General features: G+C 67.9%; 13 protein-coding genes. 5 read left to right on the top strand and 8 right to left on the bottom strand.

Going from position 1 to position 14,995, the window contains the following annotated elements; translation table 11 throughout:
- Nucleotides 1–76: 76 nt before the first annotated feature.
- The gene (locus tag ACSQ2B_RS19640) at nucleotides 77–1,753 is read left to right on the top strand and encodes a M28 family metallopeptidase (RefSeq protein ID WP_436052423.1); all 1,677 of its coding nucleotides are present in this window, start codon (nucleotides 77–79) and stop codon (nucleotides 1,751–1,753) included.
- Nucleotides 1,754–1,900: 147 nt separating this feature from the next.
- On the opposite strand, the gene ACSQ2B_RS19635 is transcribed toward ACSQ2B_RS19640, so the two are convergent.
- The 3 genes from ACSQ2B_RS19635 to ACSQ2B_RS19625 form a co-directional block, all read right to left on the bottom strand.
- Entirely contained in the window at nucleotides 1,901–2,740 is an 840-nt protein-coding gene (locus ACSQ2B_RS19635; RefSeq protein ID WP_436052422.1) for a TauD/TfdA dioxygenase family protein, read from the bottom strand.
- A gap of 388 nt (nucleotides 2,741–3,128) precedes the next feature.
- Nucleotides 3,129–3,359, bottom strand: coding sequence for a biotin/lipoyl-containing protein (locus tag ACSQ2B_RS19630; protein ID WP_436052420.1), 231 nt, complete (start codon nucleotides 3,357–3,359; stop codon nucleotides 3,129–3,131).
- 102 nt (nucleotides 3,360–3,461) lie between these two features.
- Complete coding sequence (locus tag ACSQ2B_RS19625) at nucleotides 3,462–4,238, bottom strand: SDR family NAD(P)-dependent oxidoreductase (protein ID WP_436052419.1); 777 nt, start codon at nucleotides 4,236–4,238, stop codon at nucleotides 3,462–3,464.
- A 361-nt stretch (nucleotides 4,239–4,599) separates the two neighbouring features.
- Here ACSQ2B_RS19625 and ACSQ2B_RS19620 point away from each other — a divergent pair, with 361 nt between their 5' ends.
- The 4 genes from ACSQ2B_RS19620 to ACSQ2B_RS19605 all read left to right on the top strand — a co-directional run bounded on the left by ACSQ2B_RS19620 (nucleotide 4,600) and on the right by ACSQ2B_RS19605 (nucleotide 8,199).
- The gene (locus ACSQ2B_RS19620) at nucleotides 4,600–5,856 is read left to right on the top strand and encodes an acetyl-CoA C-acetyltransferase (RefSeq protein ID WP_436052417.1); all 1,257 of its coding nucleotides are present in this window, start codon (nucleotides 4,600–4,602) and stop codon (nucleotides 5,854–5,856) included.
- Nucleotides 5,857–5,899: 43 nt separating this feature from the next.
- The gene (locus ACSQ2B_RS19615; protein WP_436052415.1) at nucleotides 5,900–6,376 is read left to right on the top strand and encodes a MarR family winged helix-turn-helix transcriptional regulator; all 477 of its coding nucleotides are present in this window, start codon (nucleotides 5,900–5,902) and stop codon (nucleotides 6,374–6,376) included.
- Between the two features lie 278 nt (nucleotides 6,377–6,654).
- The gene (locus ACSQ2B_RS19610; RefSeq protein ID WP_436052413.1) at nucleotides 6,655–7,884 is read left to right on the top strand and encodes a CaiB/BaiF CoA transferase family protein; all 1,230 of its coding nucleotides are present in this window, start codon (nucleotides 6,655–6,657) and stop codon (nucleotides 7,882–7,884) included.
- 21 nt (nucleotides 7,885–7,905) lie between these two features.
- Entirely contained in the window at nucleotides 7,906–8,199 is a 294-nt protein-coding gene (locus ACSQ2B_RS19605; RefSeq protein WP_436052411.1) for a hypothetical protein, read from the top strand.
- 277 nt (nucleotides 8,200–8,476) lie between these two features.
- Here ACSQ2B_RS19605 and ACSQ2B_RS19600 read toward each other — a convergent pair whose 3' ends face one another.
- From ACSQ2B_RS19600 to ACSQ2B_RS19580, 5 genes are all read right to left on the bottom strand, one after another.
- Nucleotides 8,477–11,239 carry an ATP-binding protein gene (locus tag ACSQ2B_RS19600; protein WP_436052409.1) on the bottom strand — a complete coding sequence of 921 codons (2,763 nt, stop codon included), beginning with the start codon at nucleotides 11,237–11,239 and terminating at the stop codon, nucleotides 8,477–8,479.
- Nucleotides 11,236–11,553 (bottom strand): cupredoxin domain-containing protein, encoded by a 318-nt coding sequence (locus ACSQ2B_RS19595; RefSeq protein WP_436052407.1) that lies wholly within the window; start codon nucleotides 11,551–11,553, stop codon nucleotides 11,236–11,238. Before ACSQ2B_RS19595 ends, ACSQ2B_RS19600 begins: the two co-directional genes overlap by 4 nt.
- A 20-nt stretch (nucleotides 11,554–11,573) precedes the next feature.
- The gene (locus ACSQ2B_RS19590; protein ID WP_436052405.1) at nucleotides 11,574–12,626 is read right to left on the bottom strand and encodes a cytochrome-c peroxidase; all 1,053 of its coding nucleotides are present in this window, start codon (nucleotides 12,624–12,626) and stop codon (nucleotides 11,574–11,576) included.
- 97 nt (nucleotides 12,627–12,723) lie between these two features.
- A complete protein-coding gene (locus tag ACSQ2B_RS19585) occupies nucleotides 12,724–13,215 on the bottom strand; it encodes a hypothetical protein (RefSeq protein ID WP_436052403.1) in 492 nt (163 codons plus the stop codon).
- Nucleotides 13,216–13,324: 109 nt separating this feature from the next.
- Entirely contained in the window at nucleotides 13,325–14,863 is a 1,539-nt protein-coding gene (locus ACSQ2B_RS19580) for a class I adenylate-forming enzyme family protein (RefSeq protein WP_436052401.1), read from the bottom strand.
- Nucleotides 14,864–14,995: the final 132 nt, after the last annotated feature.

The following is a 14,995-nucleotide window of genomic DNA, read 5'->3' as shown; positions in this document are numbered from 1 at the left end:
AAGTCACGGATTGGCACTAGGCCAAGGCGCCGCTGTTCCATAAGGTCCGCCTCGTTCGATGTAACAAGGCGTATCAATGAACAAGCTCCTCCTTGGCGCAGTCGCCTTCCTGGCGCTCAGCGCGCCGGCCGTCGCCGACCCTGCCGCCTTCTCGACCGCGCGCTTTGGCGAGAACATTCGCGTCCTGGCGTCCGACGCCTTCGAAGGCCGCGGCCCGGCGACAGCCGGCGAGACCAAGAGCGTCGACTACATCATCAAGCAATTCCAGGCGGCGGGCCTTCAGCCGGGCGGTGATCTGCAGCCGGGCGGCGCCCGCGCCTGGACCCAGGCGGTGCCCCTGGCGCGCTTCCGCACCGCCGGCCCCGTAACATTCCGCGTCACCGCCGGCGGCGCCAGCCAGGCCTGGAGCCAGGGCCAGCAGATCGCGATCCGCGCCGCGCAGACCGGCGCGGACCGCCTGACCGTCAAGGACGCGCCCGTCGTCTTCGTCGGCTACGGGGTCAAGGCGCCGGAGCGCAACTGGGACGACTTCAAGGGCTACGACCTGCACGGCAAGATCGCCCTCGTCCTGATCAACGACCCGGACTTCGAGGGTGGCCCCCAAATCGAGAAAGAACAGGGCGACTTCGGCGGCAAGGCGATGACCTATTACGGCCGCTGGACCTACAAGTTCGAGGAGGCGGCCCGCCAGGGCGCGATCGGCTTCATCGTCATCCACGAGACGGCGCCGGCGTCCTACGGCTGGAACACGGTCAAGAACTCCAACACCAATGAGATCTTCGACATCATCCGCCAGGATCCGAAGGCGGTTCACGCCCCTCTGGAAGGCTGGATCCAGCGCGATTCAACCGTCGAGCTCTTCACCAAGGCCGGCCTCGACTTCGAAGCGCTCAAGAAGACCGCCCAGACCCGCGACTTCCGGCCCGTCGAGCTCAAGGGCGTGACCATGTCGGTCGACTACGCGATCGACGCGAAGACGGTCGTCTCACACAACGTCGTCGGCCTTCTGCCGGGCGCGAAGCATCCGGACGAGCACCTCATCTACACCGCCCACTGGGACCACCTGGGGGTCGGCGAGCCGGACGCCAAGGGCGACCGGATCTACAACGGCGCCCAGGACAACGCCTCCGGCGTCGCCGCCCTGATCGAACTCGCCAACGCCTTCGGCCAGCGCAAGCCGCGGCCTGACCGCAGCGTCGTCTTCCTGGCGGTCACGGCGGAGGAGAAGGGCCTCTTGGGGTCGGAATACTATTCCAGCCATCCGCTCTATCCCCTGGCCACCACCGTGGCGGACCTGAACATGGACGTCACCAACGCCAACGGTCTCACACGGGACGTCTCAACCTCGGGGAATGCGCCCGCGACCCTGCAGGACGACCTGGCCAGGGTCGCCGAGCGCCGCGGCCTGCGGGTCACGCCGGACCCTCAACCCGAGGCCGGCCACTTCTTCCGTTCGGACCACTTCCCGTTCGCCAAGCGCGGGGTCCCGTCCCTGTCGATCGATGGCGGCGTGGACCTTGTGAAGGGCGGCGTGGCCGCTGGCGAGGCCGCCCGCGAGGCCTATACCCGCGATCGCTACCACCAGCCCGCCGACGAATATGATCCGAACTGGGATCTCAGCGGGTCTGTGCAGCAGCTGGAGATCTTCTACGACCTCGGCCGCTCATTGGCGGACAGTCGCGAATGGCCGGCCTGGAAGGCGGGCGCGGAGTTCAAGGCCGAGCGGGACAAGACCGCGGCGCAGCGGAAGTAGGGCGAACGCAAGCGCCGAACGCCCCCCAGTCAGCTTCGCTGATAGCTCCACCGCAAGGCGGGGGAGGTGGCTCGCGCGAGACGGAGGGGGCGTTGCGGCCTATGCGCCACCCTCCCCGCCAAGCTGAGGAGGCCCCTGAGCCCCCGTCTAGGCGATCGCTTCTTCGGCTTCCAGCGTGGTGCGCGACATCAGCCGGCCGCTGTCTTCCGCATAGGGCTCCACGCGGTGCATGGTGCCGGTGTTGTCCCAGATCAGCAGGTCGCCGACCTGCCATTCGTGGCGATAGACGAACTGCGGCTGGGTCGCCCACTCCTGCAGCTTGCAGAGCAGCAGTCGGCCTTCTTCCAGGCTCATGCCTTCGACGTGCGAGGTGGTCGCGCCGAGCAGCAGCGACTTGCGCCCGGTGCCGTGCGTCCAGACCAGCGGGTGCACCTTCGGCGTCCGCAGCTGCCAGCGCTGCAGCTCTTCGTAGGTCGGCACCGGGACGAACAGGCGCTGGGAGGCTTCCATGCTGTGCACGACGCGCAAGCCCTCGATCGCCTTCTTCTCGTCCTCCGGCAGGTCGTCCCAGGCGGCGTAGGTGTTGGCGAACAGGGTCTGGCCGCCGGTCTCCGACAGCACGTGGGCGTTCAGCAGGGCGGCGAAGTTCGGGACGTCGTCGCTGGCGCCGTCGATGTGCCAGTAGAAGGAGCCCTTGAGATAGTCAGCGACGAAGGCGTTGATCTTCTTGTCGAGGGTGATCGGCAGGATGCCGTCGCCGCCCATGCCCTGGACCTTCCCGAGCGTGACGCCGAACTGCTTCTGCTGCTCCTTGGTCATGTGCAGCCCGCGGAAGATCAGCACCCCGCGCTGCTGCAGCGTCTCGCGGATCTCCGCGGCGTAGCGGCCGCTCACCAGCGTCTCGATGTCGGCCTTGATCTCCGTGCCGATACGCGGCGTCAGATCGATCTTGGTGAGTTGGGAGCTCTCCAGCGGGACCGTGTTCATGCGTCTCTTCCTAATGCCGCCTGCGGGCAGGATTTGATTACAGATGTTAGTATATGAATGCGGGCGGCCGGCGACAAGGGACCCGGGCCCTCGCCGATCGCAGGTCAGCCGGCCGAACGCCGCGCAGCGATGCAACCGAACACCTCAGAGGCGCCGATACTGAGGCCCCACGGAGTTCGCGAGATGGCGCAGGCCGGCCCCTCGCCAGTCGGCGATTCCGCGGGCCATCAGCAGGGGTTTTTCGAGCAGTAGCGGCCGCAAGCCCCTGGAGCCTGGCCCGGAGCGCGAATAGGCGTCGCTTGTTGTTGGCCGCACCTTTGGCGCCGTGGGCGAGCGCTTGGACAGCCTCCCGCCGCGGACGTTCCGCGGCGGGAGAGCTCTGGATCGACTACTCGATGCTGCCGATGAGGGTGCCGACCTCGTAGATCGAGCCGGCCGGCTGCAGGATGCGGAGCGTGCCGGTCGCCGGCGCTTCGACCTCGTTGGCCGACTTGTCGGCTTCCAGGGTGAACAGCGGCTGGCCTTCGGTGACGGGCTGGCCGTCCGCGACGAGCCATTCGGTGATCTGACCTTCAGTCATGGCGAAACCGATTTTCGGGAGCAGAACTTCAGTGGCCATAGTCAGTCTTTTCCTTTGACGAACATGTTGAGCGGCGACCGCGCCCTATGCCTGGGCTTAGCGATCACAGGGTTGGAAGGCGCTGGTATATCAATCGAAAATCTAGCCTCGCCAACCCCTCAACCGACTGCCGGCGTCGCAATGCACGATTTCGCAGTCGATGAAGCGGGCCTCGTCCGAGGCCAGGAACAGGCCGAGGTCGGCGATGTCCTGCGCCGTTCCGTGCAGTTTCAGGAGCTGCATGCCCGCGACCCGCGTCTTCTGTTCCTCGGTCAGGAAGGCGTTCGAGGCGGGGGTCTCCATGATCCCAGGCGCGATGCCGTTCACCCGGATGCCGTCGGCGGCGAAGGCGTTCGCCATCCCGAAGGTCATCGAGTTCAGCGTCGCCTTGGTCACGCCGTAGGCGGTGGCCGGCATGTAGGCGGCGCTGGAGGACTGGTTGATGATCACGCCCTTGGCCTGAGCGAGACCAGGACGCAGCGCCTGGGCGAGGATCAGAGGCGCCACCGAATTGATCGCGAAATAGCGCAGCCACTTCTCGAGACTGAGATGCTCGAACCCGCCGCTGATCTCGCCATAGGCCAGGCCGGCGTTGTTGATCAGCACATGGACCGCCGGGTGGCGCTCGCAGATCTGCGCGCCGAAGGCCTTGATCTCCGCCTCCACGGCGAGATCGAACGTATGGGTGGAGGCCGTCGCGCCCAGCGCCCGGACCTCGTCTGCGGTCTCTTCCAGCAGCGGCTTGTCGACGTCGGCCAGGACCAGGCTGGCGCCTTCCTGCGCGAAGCTGCGGGCGAAGGCCCGGCCGAGACCGCCGCCGGCGCCGGTGATGACGACCACCCGCCCCTCGAAGCGATTGGCGACGCAGCGCTCGACCATGGTTTTCTCCCGTTTCACGACAAAGATGTCGGAATTTATCCAGCGAAGTTCGGACGGCAAGCGAATCCGCTAGCCGCGCGAAACGGCCCGCCTCGGCGCCCCTCGGTTCAAGTCTGTTATCGCGCCGGCGATCCCGAGCCGCTTCCCATGGGGTGGGGCGCACGCGATAGTCTCACCTCAGGGCGTAGGCCGTCGACGGGCCGGTGGAACTGGCCTGAAGCCGCCGCCCACCCCATTTGGCCCCCTAAAGGGTCCGTCTTCGGGCGTCCGGGGCGCGCTTTCCTTGGCTGAGGGCCTATGCCACTTAAGCCGCGGGAACGCCGCTCACGGTCAGCCCGGTCCGTGAACGCAGGAGATCTGAATGTCCGACGCCTTCATCATCGACGCCGTCCGCACGCCGCGCGCCATCGGCAAGGTCGGCAAGGGCGCGCTGGCCCATCTGCATCCGCAGCATGTGGCCGCGACCGTGCTGAAGGCCCTGGCCGAACGCAACAACCTCAACACCGCCGAGGTCGACGACGTGATCTGGGGCACCAGCGCCCAGATGGGCCTGCAGGGCGGCGACATGGGCAGGATGGCGGCGCTGGACGCCGGCTTCGACGTGCGCGCCAGCGGCGTCACCCTCGACCGCTTCTGCGGCAGCGGCATCACCTCCGCGGCCCTGGCCGCCGCCCAGGTGATGTCCGGCATGGAAGACCTGGTGATCTCGGGCGGGACCGAGATGATGTCCCACGTCAACGCCTACGGCATGTCGCTGCGCGAGGCGGGCGTGAAGACCGCGGGCGGCCTGGGCACCGGCAACGCGCGTCTGCAGGCGAAGCACCCGCAATCCAACCAGGGCGTCTGCGCCGACGCCATCGCCGCCATCGAAGGCATCACCCGCGCGGATGTCGACGCCATCGGCGTGCTGAGCCAGGAGCGCGCCGCCAAGGCGCTCGCCGAGGGCCGCTTCACCCGCTCGACGGTTCCGGTGGTGGACGACGAAGGCAAGGTCATCCTCGACCGCGAAGAATATCCGCGTCCCGGCACCACCCTGGCCGACCTGGCGGCGCTGAAGCCCGCCTTCGGCCAGATCGCCGACTTCCCCTCGATCCCCGGCGGCCCGACCTTCCGCCAGCTGATCAACTCGCGCTACCCGGACGTGACGATCGAGGCGATCCACCACGCCGGCAACTCCTCCGGCGTGGTCGACGGGGCCGCGGCCCTGCTGTTCGCGTCCAAGTCCTATGCTGAGAAGCACGGGCTGAAGCCCCGCGCCCGCGTGGTCGCCACCGCCAACATGGGCGACGATCCGACCTTGATGCTGAACGGCCCGGTGCCGGCGGCGCGCAAGGTCCTCGCCAGGGCCGGCCTGACGATCGACGACATCGACCTGTTCGAGGTCAACGAGGCCTTCGCCGTGGTGATCGAGAAGTTCATCCGCGACCTGAAGATCGACCGCGACAAGATCAATGTGAACGGCGGCGCGATCGCGCTCGGCCACCCGATCGGCGCGACCGGGGCTGTGCTGATCGGCACCGTGCTCGACGAACTGGAGCGCCGGGACGCCAAGCGCGGCCTGATCACCATGTGCGCCGCCGGCGGGATGGCCCCGGCGATCATCATCGAGCGCGTGTGAGGGGCGCCCGCGGCTTGCGCCCGGCCCGGGAACGCCAGTTCAGATGACCGGCGCGGTCTCCGAACCGACCGTCGCGTCGTCGCCGCTCGACGAGCGGAAGATGGCGATGGGCGTAAAGCTGACGGTGATCGCCCGTCAGCTCTGGCTGGACTTCGACCAGGACGCCGAGAAGATCGGCCTGACGCGGGCGAAATGGAGCGTCGTCGCCGAGGCCAATCGCGCCCCCGGCGCGACCCAGCGCATGATCGCCATGCGTCTTCAGGTGACGGACGTGACTGCAGGACGGCTGATCGATCGCCTCTGCGCCGAAGGCCTGCTCGAGCGGCACGAGAACCCGGAGGACCGGCGCGCCTACCGGGTCTATCCCACCGAAAAGGCCCAGCCCGTCTTGGCGCAACTGCAGGAGCTCGCCGCGAGCCATGCGCGCGAGGCCTTCGCGGGCTTTCAGACGGAAGACCTGGCGGAGCTGGAGGGCCTCCTGGACGCCATCTCGAGGAACCTCGGCAAGACCCGGGGCTAGGACTTTAGAACCACGGAAATCACGGAAAGCACGGAAGAATCCAAGGTCCCAGCATTGCGATCGCGACTCTGAAACGCCAGGCGTCGCCGATCCCGAACATTCCGTGTCGTCCGTGTTTTCCGTGGTTCCTGAAAACCAAGCCCGCCGTCATCGTCTCGGCGATGTCTTTCCAGGTTTACGCCGCGTAACTTGATGAGCCGGCGCGTGCAATTAGAAGCCGTGTCTAGTATGGGACCGGCGCGGCCGGACGCTGCCGACGTTAGGGATGGAGTCGATTTATGACGCAGGTGATGAAGGGCGTTCGGATCCTCGAAGTGGCGCAGTTCACCTTCGTGCCGGCGGCTGGAGCGGTGCTCGCCGACTGGGGCGCGGACGTGATCAAGATCGAGCATCCGGTGCGCGGCGACACCCAGCGCGGCTTCGTCAACGTCGGCGGACAGAAGGTCGACCCGAACCGATTCACCCTGATGGAGCACCCCAACCGCGGCAAGCGCAGCGTCGGCCTCGACGTCGGCACGCCGGAAGGCCAGGAACTGCTCTACGAGATCGCCAAGACCGCCGACGTCTTCCTGACCAACTTCCTGCCGCAGGCGCGTCAGAAGAATAAGTTCGACATCGAACACATCCGGGCGGCCAACCCGAACATCATCTACGCCCGCGGCAGCGCCTACGGCGACAAGGGTCCCGAACGCGAAGTCGGCGGCTTCGACGGCACCGCCTTCTGGACCCGCAGCGGCATCGGCCTGTCGATGACGCCGCCGGAGATGGAAGGCCCGCTGACCCAGGGCATCCCGGCCTTCGGCGACTCGATCGGCGGCATGAACATCGCCGGCGGCATCTGCGCGGCCCTGTTCCATCGCGAGCGCACCGGCGAGGCGGTCGAGCTCGACGTCTCGCTGATGAGCACCGCCTGGTGGGCGGCCGGCGCGGGCGTCGCCGCGGCCATGGACACCGGCGTCGCCGGGCGCAACCGCATGCCGCAGTCGGGCGCCCACCCGGGCAACCCCTTCATGGGCAATTTCCGGACCTCGGACGGCGGCACCATCAACCTGTGCACCCTGACGCCGGGCCCCTACATCCGCGACCTGTTCACCCATCTCGGACTTCCCGAGCTCGCCGACGACCCGCGGTTCGCCACGGCCGAGGCCCTGATGAAGAACTGGGCGGACGCCAGCGGCGCGATGGTCGCCGCCTTCGGCAAGCAGCCGTTCGAGTACTGGCGCAAGCATCTGAGGACCTTCAAGGGCCAGTGGGCGCCCTTCCAGAGCCTGCTGGACCTAGCCACCGACGAGCAGGCGCTCGCCAACGACATGATCGTCGAAGTGGAATCCATCGCCGGCGGCCCGCCGATCAAGCTGGTCCGCCCGCCGGTCCAGTTCAATCACGAAGCGATCAAGACCGAGCGGATGCCGCAGGCCTCCGAACACACCGAAACCTTCCTGCTCGAAGACATGGGCATCGAATGGGATCGGATCGAGAGCCTCAAGGCCGCCGGCGTGATCGCCTAAACATCGACTGTTGGAGAACCGATGAAACCGGGAGCTAGGCTGAAAAGCGCGGTGTGCGACACCGAAGTGATCGTGGTTCGCGCTGGCGCGGACACGGTCGTGGAATGCGGCGGCAAGCCGATGGACACGGAGCGTCCCGCCGAGCGCGGCGCCATCGACCCGGCCTTCGCGTCGGGCACGATGACCGGCAAGCGCTACGTCGACGACGCCGGCACGGCGGAGCTGCTGTGCGTCAAGGCGGGCCAAGGCTCGCTGTCAATCGGCGGCGTCGCCCTGGTGCTGAAGGAAGCCAAGCCGCTTCCCTCGTCCGACTAAGATCGACGACAGAACCGTCGTTTTCGCGCCGCTCACGGCTGACCGTGGGCGGCGCGACTATCTCTGACGCCCGGATCGCGGCTGCGACATTTCGGCGCCGTAGCGCAGTTTCCGCTTGCACCTAGTCTAAACACCGTTCAGATTGGAGATGCCCTTCCTGGGCGTTTCCTCCCTAATGACTTGCCGCGCCTTCGGGCGCGGCTTTTTTTGCGCTGTCGCGTTCCGCCCCAGCGGCAGTGCTCCGCTTCCCGATCCCGGCGAGGCGCGCGACGAGCCGCTAAGCGTTCACCAGCCGGCTCAGGCGCTCGGTCCAGGCGTGAAGGGTCAGGCCGGCTTCCTGCGCGGCCGCCCGGGTCTGCGCCAGATCCGCCGCATAGCACTCGCCGTCCCGGCAAGCCGCCTCCAGGCGGTGCGCCGCCTCGCTCAAGGTCAGGAGGCCCAGGGTGCCGGCGCTGCCGACGACCTTGTGCGCGTCCTCCTGCAGCGCGGGCCGCTGCTCGTCGAGGAAACGCTGCGCCAGCTGTTCCTGGAACAGCCGAACGAGCCTGAGCGTGGTCGCCGGGCCCATGGAGGTCTCGAAGGCCTCCCGGACCTGCCGCTCCTCGTCGCGCCGGTCGGGGGACGAGGGCTGGACCGGCGGCCCTGCGACGCCGTCGAAGACGCGGGCCAGGGCGCGCTCCAGGTCCTGGGGCGCGAGCGGCTTGAGGAGATGGCTGTTCATGCCCGCCGCGAGACAGGCGTCCACCTGCTCCGGCGTGCCGCTGGCGGTGAGGGCCAGCACCGGCAGCGACATGAAGCCGGCCGCCCGGATCGCCTGGGTGGCGGCCAGCCCGTCCATCACCGGCATGTGGACGTCCATCAGCACGAGGTCGTAGCGCCTGCCCGTCACCGCCTCGACGGCCTCCTGGCCGTCGCAGGCGAGATGCACCTCGCAGCCGTGCCGCTGCAGCATCTCCTGGAACAGCTCGCGGTTCAGCGCGACGTCGTCGACGACCAGCACCCGACGGCCGAGGAAGCTGGCGCGCCCCTGGGCGGCCTTTTCGCGGCGCGGCGCCATCCGCCCGCGCGGAAGCTCCAGCTGGAACCAGAAGGTCGCGCCCCGGCCGGGCGCGCTCTCCACCCCGACCTCGCCGCCCATCAGCTCGACCAGCTCGCGCGAGATGGCGAGGCCAAGGCCGCTGCCGCCAAAGTTCCGGGTGATGGATCCGTCGGCCTGGGAGAAGCGCCGGAACAGGTTGGGGATCTTCTCCGGCGCGATGCCGATGCCCTGGTCGACGACCTCCACCTTCAGCCAGAGGCGGTCGTCGGGCCGAGGTTCGGTCGCGAGATGGACGCTGATGGCGCCTCTGTCGGCGAACTTCACCGCGTTCGACAGGAAGTTCAGCAGCACCTGGCGCAGGCGGTATTTGTCGCCCACCAGGACGCCGGGATCCTCCCCGGCGATCTTCAGTTCCAGGGCCTTGTCCGTCGCCTGCGGCTCGACCATCGAGAGCGCCTCGGAGACCATGTCGCCGACGCTGAACGGGCGCGCTTCGAGCTGCACCGCCCCCACCTCCAGCTTGGAGAAGTCGAGCACGTCGTTGATCAGGCTGTTCAGCGCCTCGCCGGCCCCGCGCACCAGCAGGATCCGCCGCCGATCCTCGGCAGTCAGGTCCTTGCTTTCCGCCAACAGGCGCGAGAAGCCGATGACGCCGTTCAGCGGCGTGCGCAGCTCGTGGCTCATGTTGGCCAGGAACTCGGACTTCGCCCGGTTGGCGGCCTCGGCGGCGTGCACCAACCGGTCCTTCCCCGTCACCACGGTGTCGCGCATCCGCAGGATGTCGCGCATGAGCGCGGCGAACTCGCCGCGGCCTTCCACCCGCACCTGCCAGATCGCATCGCCGGATTCGACGCCCTGCACCACGCTTCGGGCCTGCGCGAGCGCGGTCAGCACGCTGCGTGCAAGCAGGAAGGCCAATACCGCTGCGAGGATCACCGCCGGCGCGAGGGCCAGGATAATCAGATCGTGCCCCTTGGCGGCGATCCGCTCGATCTCCTGGCGGCCCTGAAAAACCCGCATGAACTGGCTGTCGGCTGCATTCCGCAGCTCTTGGTCGGCGACGTCGAAGGTGGCCTGAGAGCGGTCGCCGGCGGCGAGCTTCGCGAGAGCCGCCGCAGCTCTGGTCGCCGCCGCGTTCGCGTCGGGGTCGGCCAGCCTGGCTGGAAAGCTGGCGACGTTGGCGGCTGCGTCCGCGGCGGATCCCAGCAGGTTTGCGGACATGCCGGGCGCCAAGGTCTTAACCGCCATCTGCGCGTTGCGCAGGTCATCGAGTGCTGCGACCTCCGTCTCGTCGAACTTGGCCCGCAGGTCGGTGAAGGCTGTGTACTGGTGAGCGCCATAGATCCCCGCCGCCGTGGTCAGGGCGAGGATCGCGCTGCAGCAGATGGCCAGTTGCGCCGCCACCGGCACGTAGTTGGTCAGACGGCCCTTCGCCGGCGCCGGCAGCATGCGCTCCATAACCGGCGCCTTGCGGACCAGATTGTTGAAGACCACCATCAGCACGTGCCCGCCCACCAGGCCCAGGAGGGCGAAGGCGGTCCAGCGATGCGCAAGCTCCATCTGCATCCCCTGCGCATTGGACAGGCGCACCAGGGTCGGGATTCTCAGTATTCCGGCCAGCACGATATCGTCCCCGCGCGACCAGGCGACCAGGAACCCCAGCACCGGTTGGGCCAACAAGAGGAGGATCATCACCAGATGGACGACATGGGCGGCCAGCTGCTGCCAGGAGGGCAGGCCGACGTCGCTCTTGGGGACGCGGAAGCGGAAGGCCAGCGCCAGCCTCAGCACCACCAGGATGAAGACGATTGCGCCGCATTGACGATGGGCGGCCAGGACCAATCCGGCGAATTCCGGCGACTGCAGCTGGCGTAGGACCAGGACGAGCGCGACCTGCACCGCAACAAGGACGACCATCAACCAGTGCAGGGTCTGCAAGACGCGGGGATAGCGTGGCGCCGCCGCGCTTTCCGCGATCGAGGAGCCCGGGGCCAGGGTCACTGGACCACGACCGTCATCATCATCTTGGGATGGATGGCGCAGGTTACCTGATACGTGCCGGATTTCATGAACGGCGCCTTGAAGGCGACGCCTGGCTTCTGGAGCCCGCTGTCCACCGTCAGGCCGCTGCCGGTGATGAGCAGGTTGTGCGAGGTCGGGTCGCTGTTGGTGAAGGTGACGCTATCGCCCCGCTTCACCACCAGTCGGGACAGGCTGAAGGCGATGTCCTTCTGGTCGACGGCGATCGTCGCCGCCCAGCAGACCCCTGAAATCACCAGGGCTGCGGCCAGGCCGGAGAGGATGCGGATCTTCATGGCGGCGCCAACGATTTCGTTCAATGTGGAAGAGTCGGGGCCACGACGGTGTCGTCATGGCTGCTGAGGGTGCGCATGAAGGCCAGAAGGTCGGCCTTGTCCTGCGCAGAGAGCCCTAGCGGCTTGATCTGGTCGGCGAGCGACGGCCGCTTGATAAACCCATGGTCATAGTGGTCGACGACCTCTTCGAGGGTCCGCATCGAGCCGTCATGCATATAGGGCGACCGGTCGGCGACATTGCGCAGGGTCGGGGTCTTGAAGGCGTGATCCAGGACGGCGATTTTCGGCATGATCCTGCCCCGGCCGGGATCGTCGCCGGCCAGGCCGATGTCGTGGAAGCCGTCGTCCGTGAACCGCCAGCCGGAGTGGCAGGACGCGCATTTGGCCGTGGTGTTGAACAGCACGAACCCCTGCTTGGCCGAGGCCGAGATCGCCGCTTCTTCGCCGCCCAGCCATTCGTCGAACGGGGACCTGCCGGAGATCACCGTGCGCTCGTAGGTGGCGATCGCCTTGGCGATCGTGTCGATATTGACGTCTTCGCCCGGGTAGGCGGTGGCGAACGCCGCGCGATATCCCGGTATCGCCTTCACCTGCGCCACCACCTGGTCGTGGGGCTTGTTCATTTCGTCACCCGCGGCCATGGGAACCTTGGCCTGCTCCTCCAGGGTCGCGGCTCGGCCGTCCCAGAACAGGGGCGCGCTCCAGGCAAGATTGAGGATCGTCGGCGTGCGGCGGGCGAGCTGGCTCCCGTGATCACCGACTCCCTTGGCCAAGCCGTCCTGCCAACCCAAGGAGGGATTGTGGCAACTGGCGCAGGAAATGACGCCTGAGCCGGAGAGCCGCGGATCGAAGAAAAGCGCCTTGCCCAGCGCGACCTTCGCCGGCGTTATCGGATTGTCGGGAGGCGCGGGTATGTCCGCCGGACGCCGGTAGCCGTCCATCAGCTTGGCGAGCTGCGCCTGCCCCGCCGCCATGGCCGCATAGGCATAGGGCGACGACAGCGGCGCGGTGATCACCGCCAGCGCCAGCAGCCCCCCAAACGCGCATATAGGTTTGCGCTTCGTTCCCGACATTCGGCCTAGCCCTAGTCAAGGCGAACCCGAAATCTGTCCGACTTACACGCCAAAGTATACAGGGCAAGGGGTCGCACGCCAGGCGCGCTCTGCCGAGCTAGCGCGAACAGCGGGTGAAGGTGTCGGTCTGGCCCTTGGAGCGCAGGCGGCCGGCGGCGAGGACCAGCTCCTGCCGGCGTTCGGCGCAGGTCACGCGCAGACCCTTCGGCCCCTGGATGCGCGACACCTCACGGGAGACGACCTGCGCCGTGCGGCCGTCGGCGCCCAGGGTGATCCGGGCGATCTCGCCGGTCTCGGAGACCTTGGACGCCGCACGGAATTTGCGGGCCTGGGCCCGCGCCGCGGCCAGGCTGCTGCTGCCGTAGGACACGACCTCTCCCGCGGGGGTCCGGTACTGGTCGGTGAAGACCGCGTCAGGCTGGAAGGCGGTGAAATAGGCCTCCAGAGCCCCGGCGTTCCAGGCCCGCTCCTGCTGGGCGAAGAAGGCGCGGACCTGGGCCTCGCTCAGACCAGCCGCCCGGGCGGGTGCGGCGGCGAGGGTCGCGGCGACCAGCAGCAGGGCGAACCTTAGACGAGGCTTCACAGCCATTCCTGCGTCCCGTTGGCGACGGGCGAAGGGTAGCGGATACGCCCCTCCCAGCAAACGCTGCGCAAGACGGCGAACACAAGCCCGCCCGCACGGGTTCGCGCGGGCGGCGTCAGGCGCGTCCAAGCCTCTCCGCGAGCATCCCCTCGAGCTGGCGCCGCCCGACCTTGTTGCTGTGCAGCAGGGGCACCTCGTCGCGGGTGATCGGCACATAGGCCCGCGGCACCTTGTAGCTGGACAGCCGCTGGCGCAGCTTCGTCTCGATGTCCGCGAAGTCCAGCACCGCGCCGTCGCGGGGCACCACCGCCGCCACCAGCAGTTGGCCCCGCTCCGGATCCGGCAGCCCCACGACATAGGCGGAGTGGACGCCCTCCAGCTGCTGCATCTCCATCTCGACCTCGGCGGGAGAGACGTTCGAGCCGGCGGTCTTGATCATGTCGCCGTTGCGCCCGACGAAAAGGATGCGCTCGCCGTCGACCTGTCCCATGTCGCCGGTGCGGTAGAAGCCGTCCGGCTCGAAATACTGGGCGCGCTCGACCTTGTGCAGGCCCGGCGTCAGCGCATAGCCCCGCACCTGGATCTCGCCGATCCCGCCGTCGGCGACCGCCCTGCCCTCGTCCCAGACCCGCACCTCGTACCGGTCGGCGATATGGTCCAGCGGCGCGCAAAGGGGATAGCCGGGAACCCGGACCTCATCGCCCCACGAATAGGGTCCGATGGTCTCGGTCATGCCCAGCGCCCAGTTGATCGGCGCCTGTTTCATCAGCTCCAGGTCTTCGTCGGCCAGCACGCTGCCCATGGCGACGCGGCTGTTGCTCAGCGTCCGTTCGGTGCAGATGGTCGTGGCGCCCACCTCCCAGTTGGGCATCAGATACATGATCAGCCCTCCGACCCAGAACATCGGCAGGGCCGCGGCGACCTGCATGCCGCGCTCCACCTTGAGCTTCGGCCGGATCCAGTGGGTGCGGAACAGGATCGGTCCGTGGTTGTGCTTCACGCCCTTGGGCAGGGCCATGGAGCCGGAGGTGTAGATTTCGATCATCTGGTCCACAGGGTGGACCTCGGCTTCGATCTCCGAAAGTAGGGCCTCGCTCACCGTCCCGGCGAGTTCGGTGAGATGGCTCATGTCGTGGAAGGCGGGCGGCAGCCCCTCGCCGGTGGAGGCGATCCATCGCAGGAACGGCGTCTGGGAGAGCCTCAGGTCCGGGCCGCCCGCCGCACGCAAGTCCGGCAGCGCGTCGCAGAGACGTTCGACGTAGTCGTGGCCCAGCAGCGTCCGCTGGACGATCAACCCGCTCACGTCGGACTGGCGCAGCACTCGGACCAGCTCGTTGGACCGGATCATGGTGCTGATCGGGATCGCGATCGCGCCGATCCGGGCGATGGCGGCGAGCAGCACGGCGAAGGTTGGACCATTGCCGCAGATGAAGCCGATGCGCGTTCCCTTGCCGACGCCGCGGGCGATCAGTCCCCGGCCCAGCTCGGCGGACGTCCGCTCCAGCTCCGCGAAGGTGATCTGGTCGTCCGGGACCTTGTCGCCCTTGAGGACGACCGCGACGGCGTCGCCGTAGGCGGCCGCGGCCGCGCGGACCAGCTGCGGAAGCGTCGTGGCCGACTGGGGATCACCCACATTGCCCTCGGGACGGCTCACGGCTGGATGTCTCGGCGGGGGATGGTGGGCATGGTCTCCTCCGAAGTCTTTTTTCTGCTGTCGCCTGGCCACCCGGATCGGGCCGGCGAGCCTGCCTAAGCTATCGCCTTGCGGATGGCGGCGCCTAGGGGC

The organism is Phenylobacterium sp. LjRoot225, assembly GCF_964252855.1.
Lineage (GTDB): Bacteria > Pseudomonadota > Alphaproteobacteria > Caulobacterales > Caulobacteraceae > Phenylobacterium.
The sequence above is the reverse complement of the archived record's forward strand: the minus strand, read 5'-3'. Positions and strand labels throughout refer to the sequence as shown.

Coding starts and splice junctions, on each gene's coding strand:
- ACSQ2B_RS19640 (WP_436052423.1), top strand. CDS start 77: ATGAACAAGCTCCTCCTTGGCGCAGTCGCCTTCCTGGCGCTCAGCGCG.
- ACSQ2B_RS19635 (WP_436052422.1), bottom strand. CDS start 2,740: ATGAACACGGTCCCGCTGGAGAGCTCCCAACTCACCAAGATCGATCTG.
- ACSQ2B_RS19630 (WP_436052420.1), bottom strand. CDS start 3,359: ATGGCCACTGAAGTTCTGCTCCCGAAAATCGGTTTCGCCATGACTGAA.
- ACSQ2B_RS19625 (WP_436052419.1), bottom strand. CDS start 4,238: ATGGTCGAGCGCTGCGTCGCCAATCGCTTCGAGGGGCGGGTGGTCGTC.
- ACSQ2B_RS19620 (WP_436052417.1), top strand. CDS start 4,600: ATGTCCGACGCCTTCATCATCGACGCCGTCCGCACGCCGCGCGCCATC.
- ACSQ2B_RS19615 (WP_436052415.1), top strand. CDS start 5,900: ATGACCGGCGCGGTCTCCGAACCGACCGTCGCGTCGTCGCCGCTCGAC.
- ACSQ2B_RS19610 (WP_436052413.1), top strand. CDS start 6,655: ATGACGCAGGTGATGAAGGGCGTTCGGATCCTCGAAGTGGCGCAGTTC.
- ACSQ2B_RS19605 (WP_436052411.1), top strand. CDS start 7,906: ATGAAACCGGGAGCTAGGCTGAAAAGCGCGGTGTGCGACACCGAAGTG.
- ACSQ2B_RS19595 (WP_436052407.1), bottom strand. CDS start 11,553: ATGAAGATCCGCATCCTCTCCGGCCTGGCCGCAGCCCTGGTGATTTCA.
- ACSQ2B_RS19590 (WP_436052405.1), bottom strand. CDS start 12,626: ATGTCGGGAACGAAGCGCAAACCTATATGCGCGTTTGGGGGGCTGCTG.
- ACSQ2B_RS19585 (WP_436052403.1), bottom strand. CDS start 13,215: ATGGCTGTGAAGCCTCGTCTAAGGTTCGCCCTGCTGCTGGTCGCCGCG.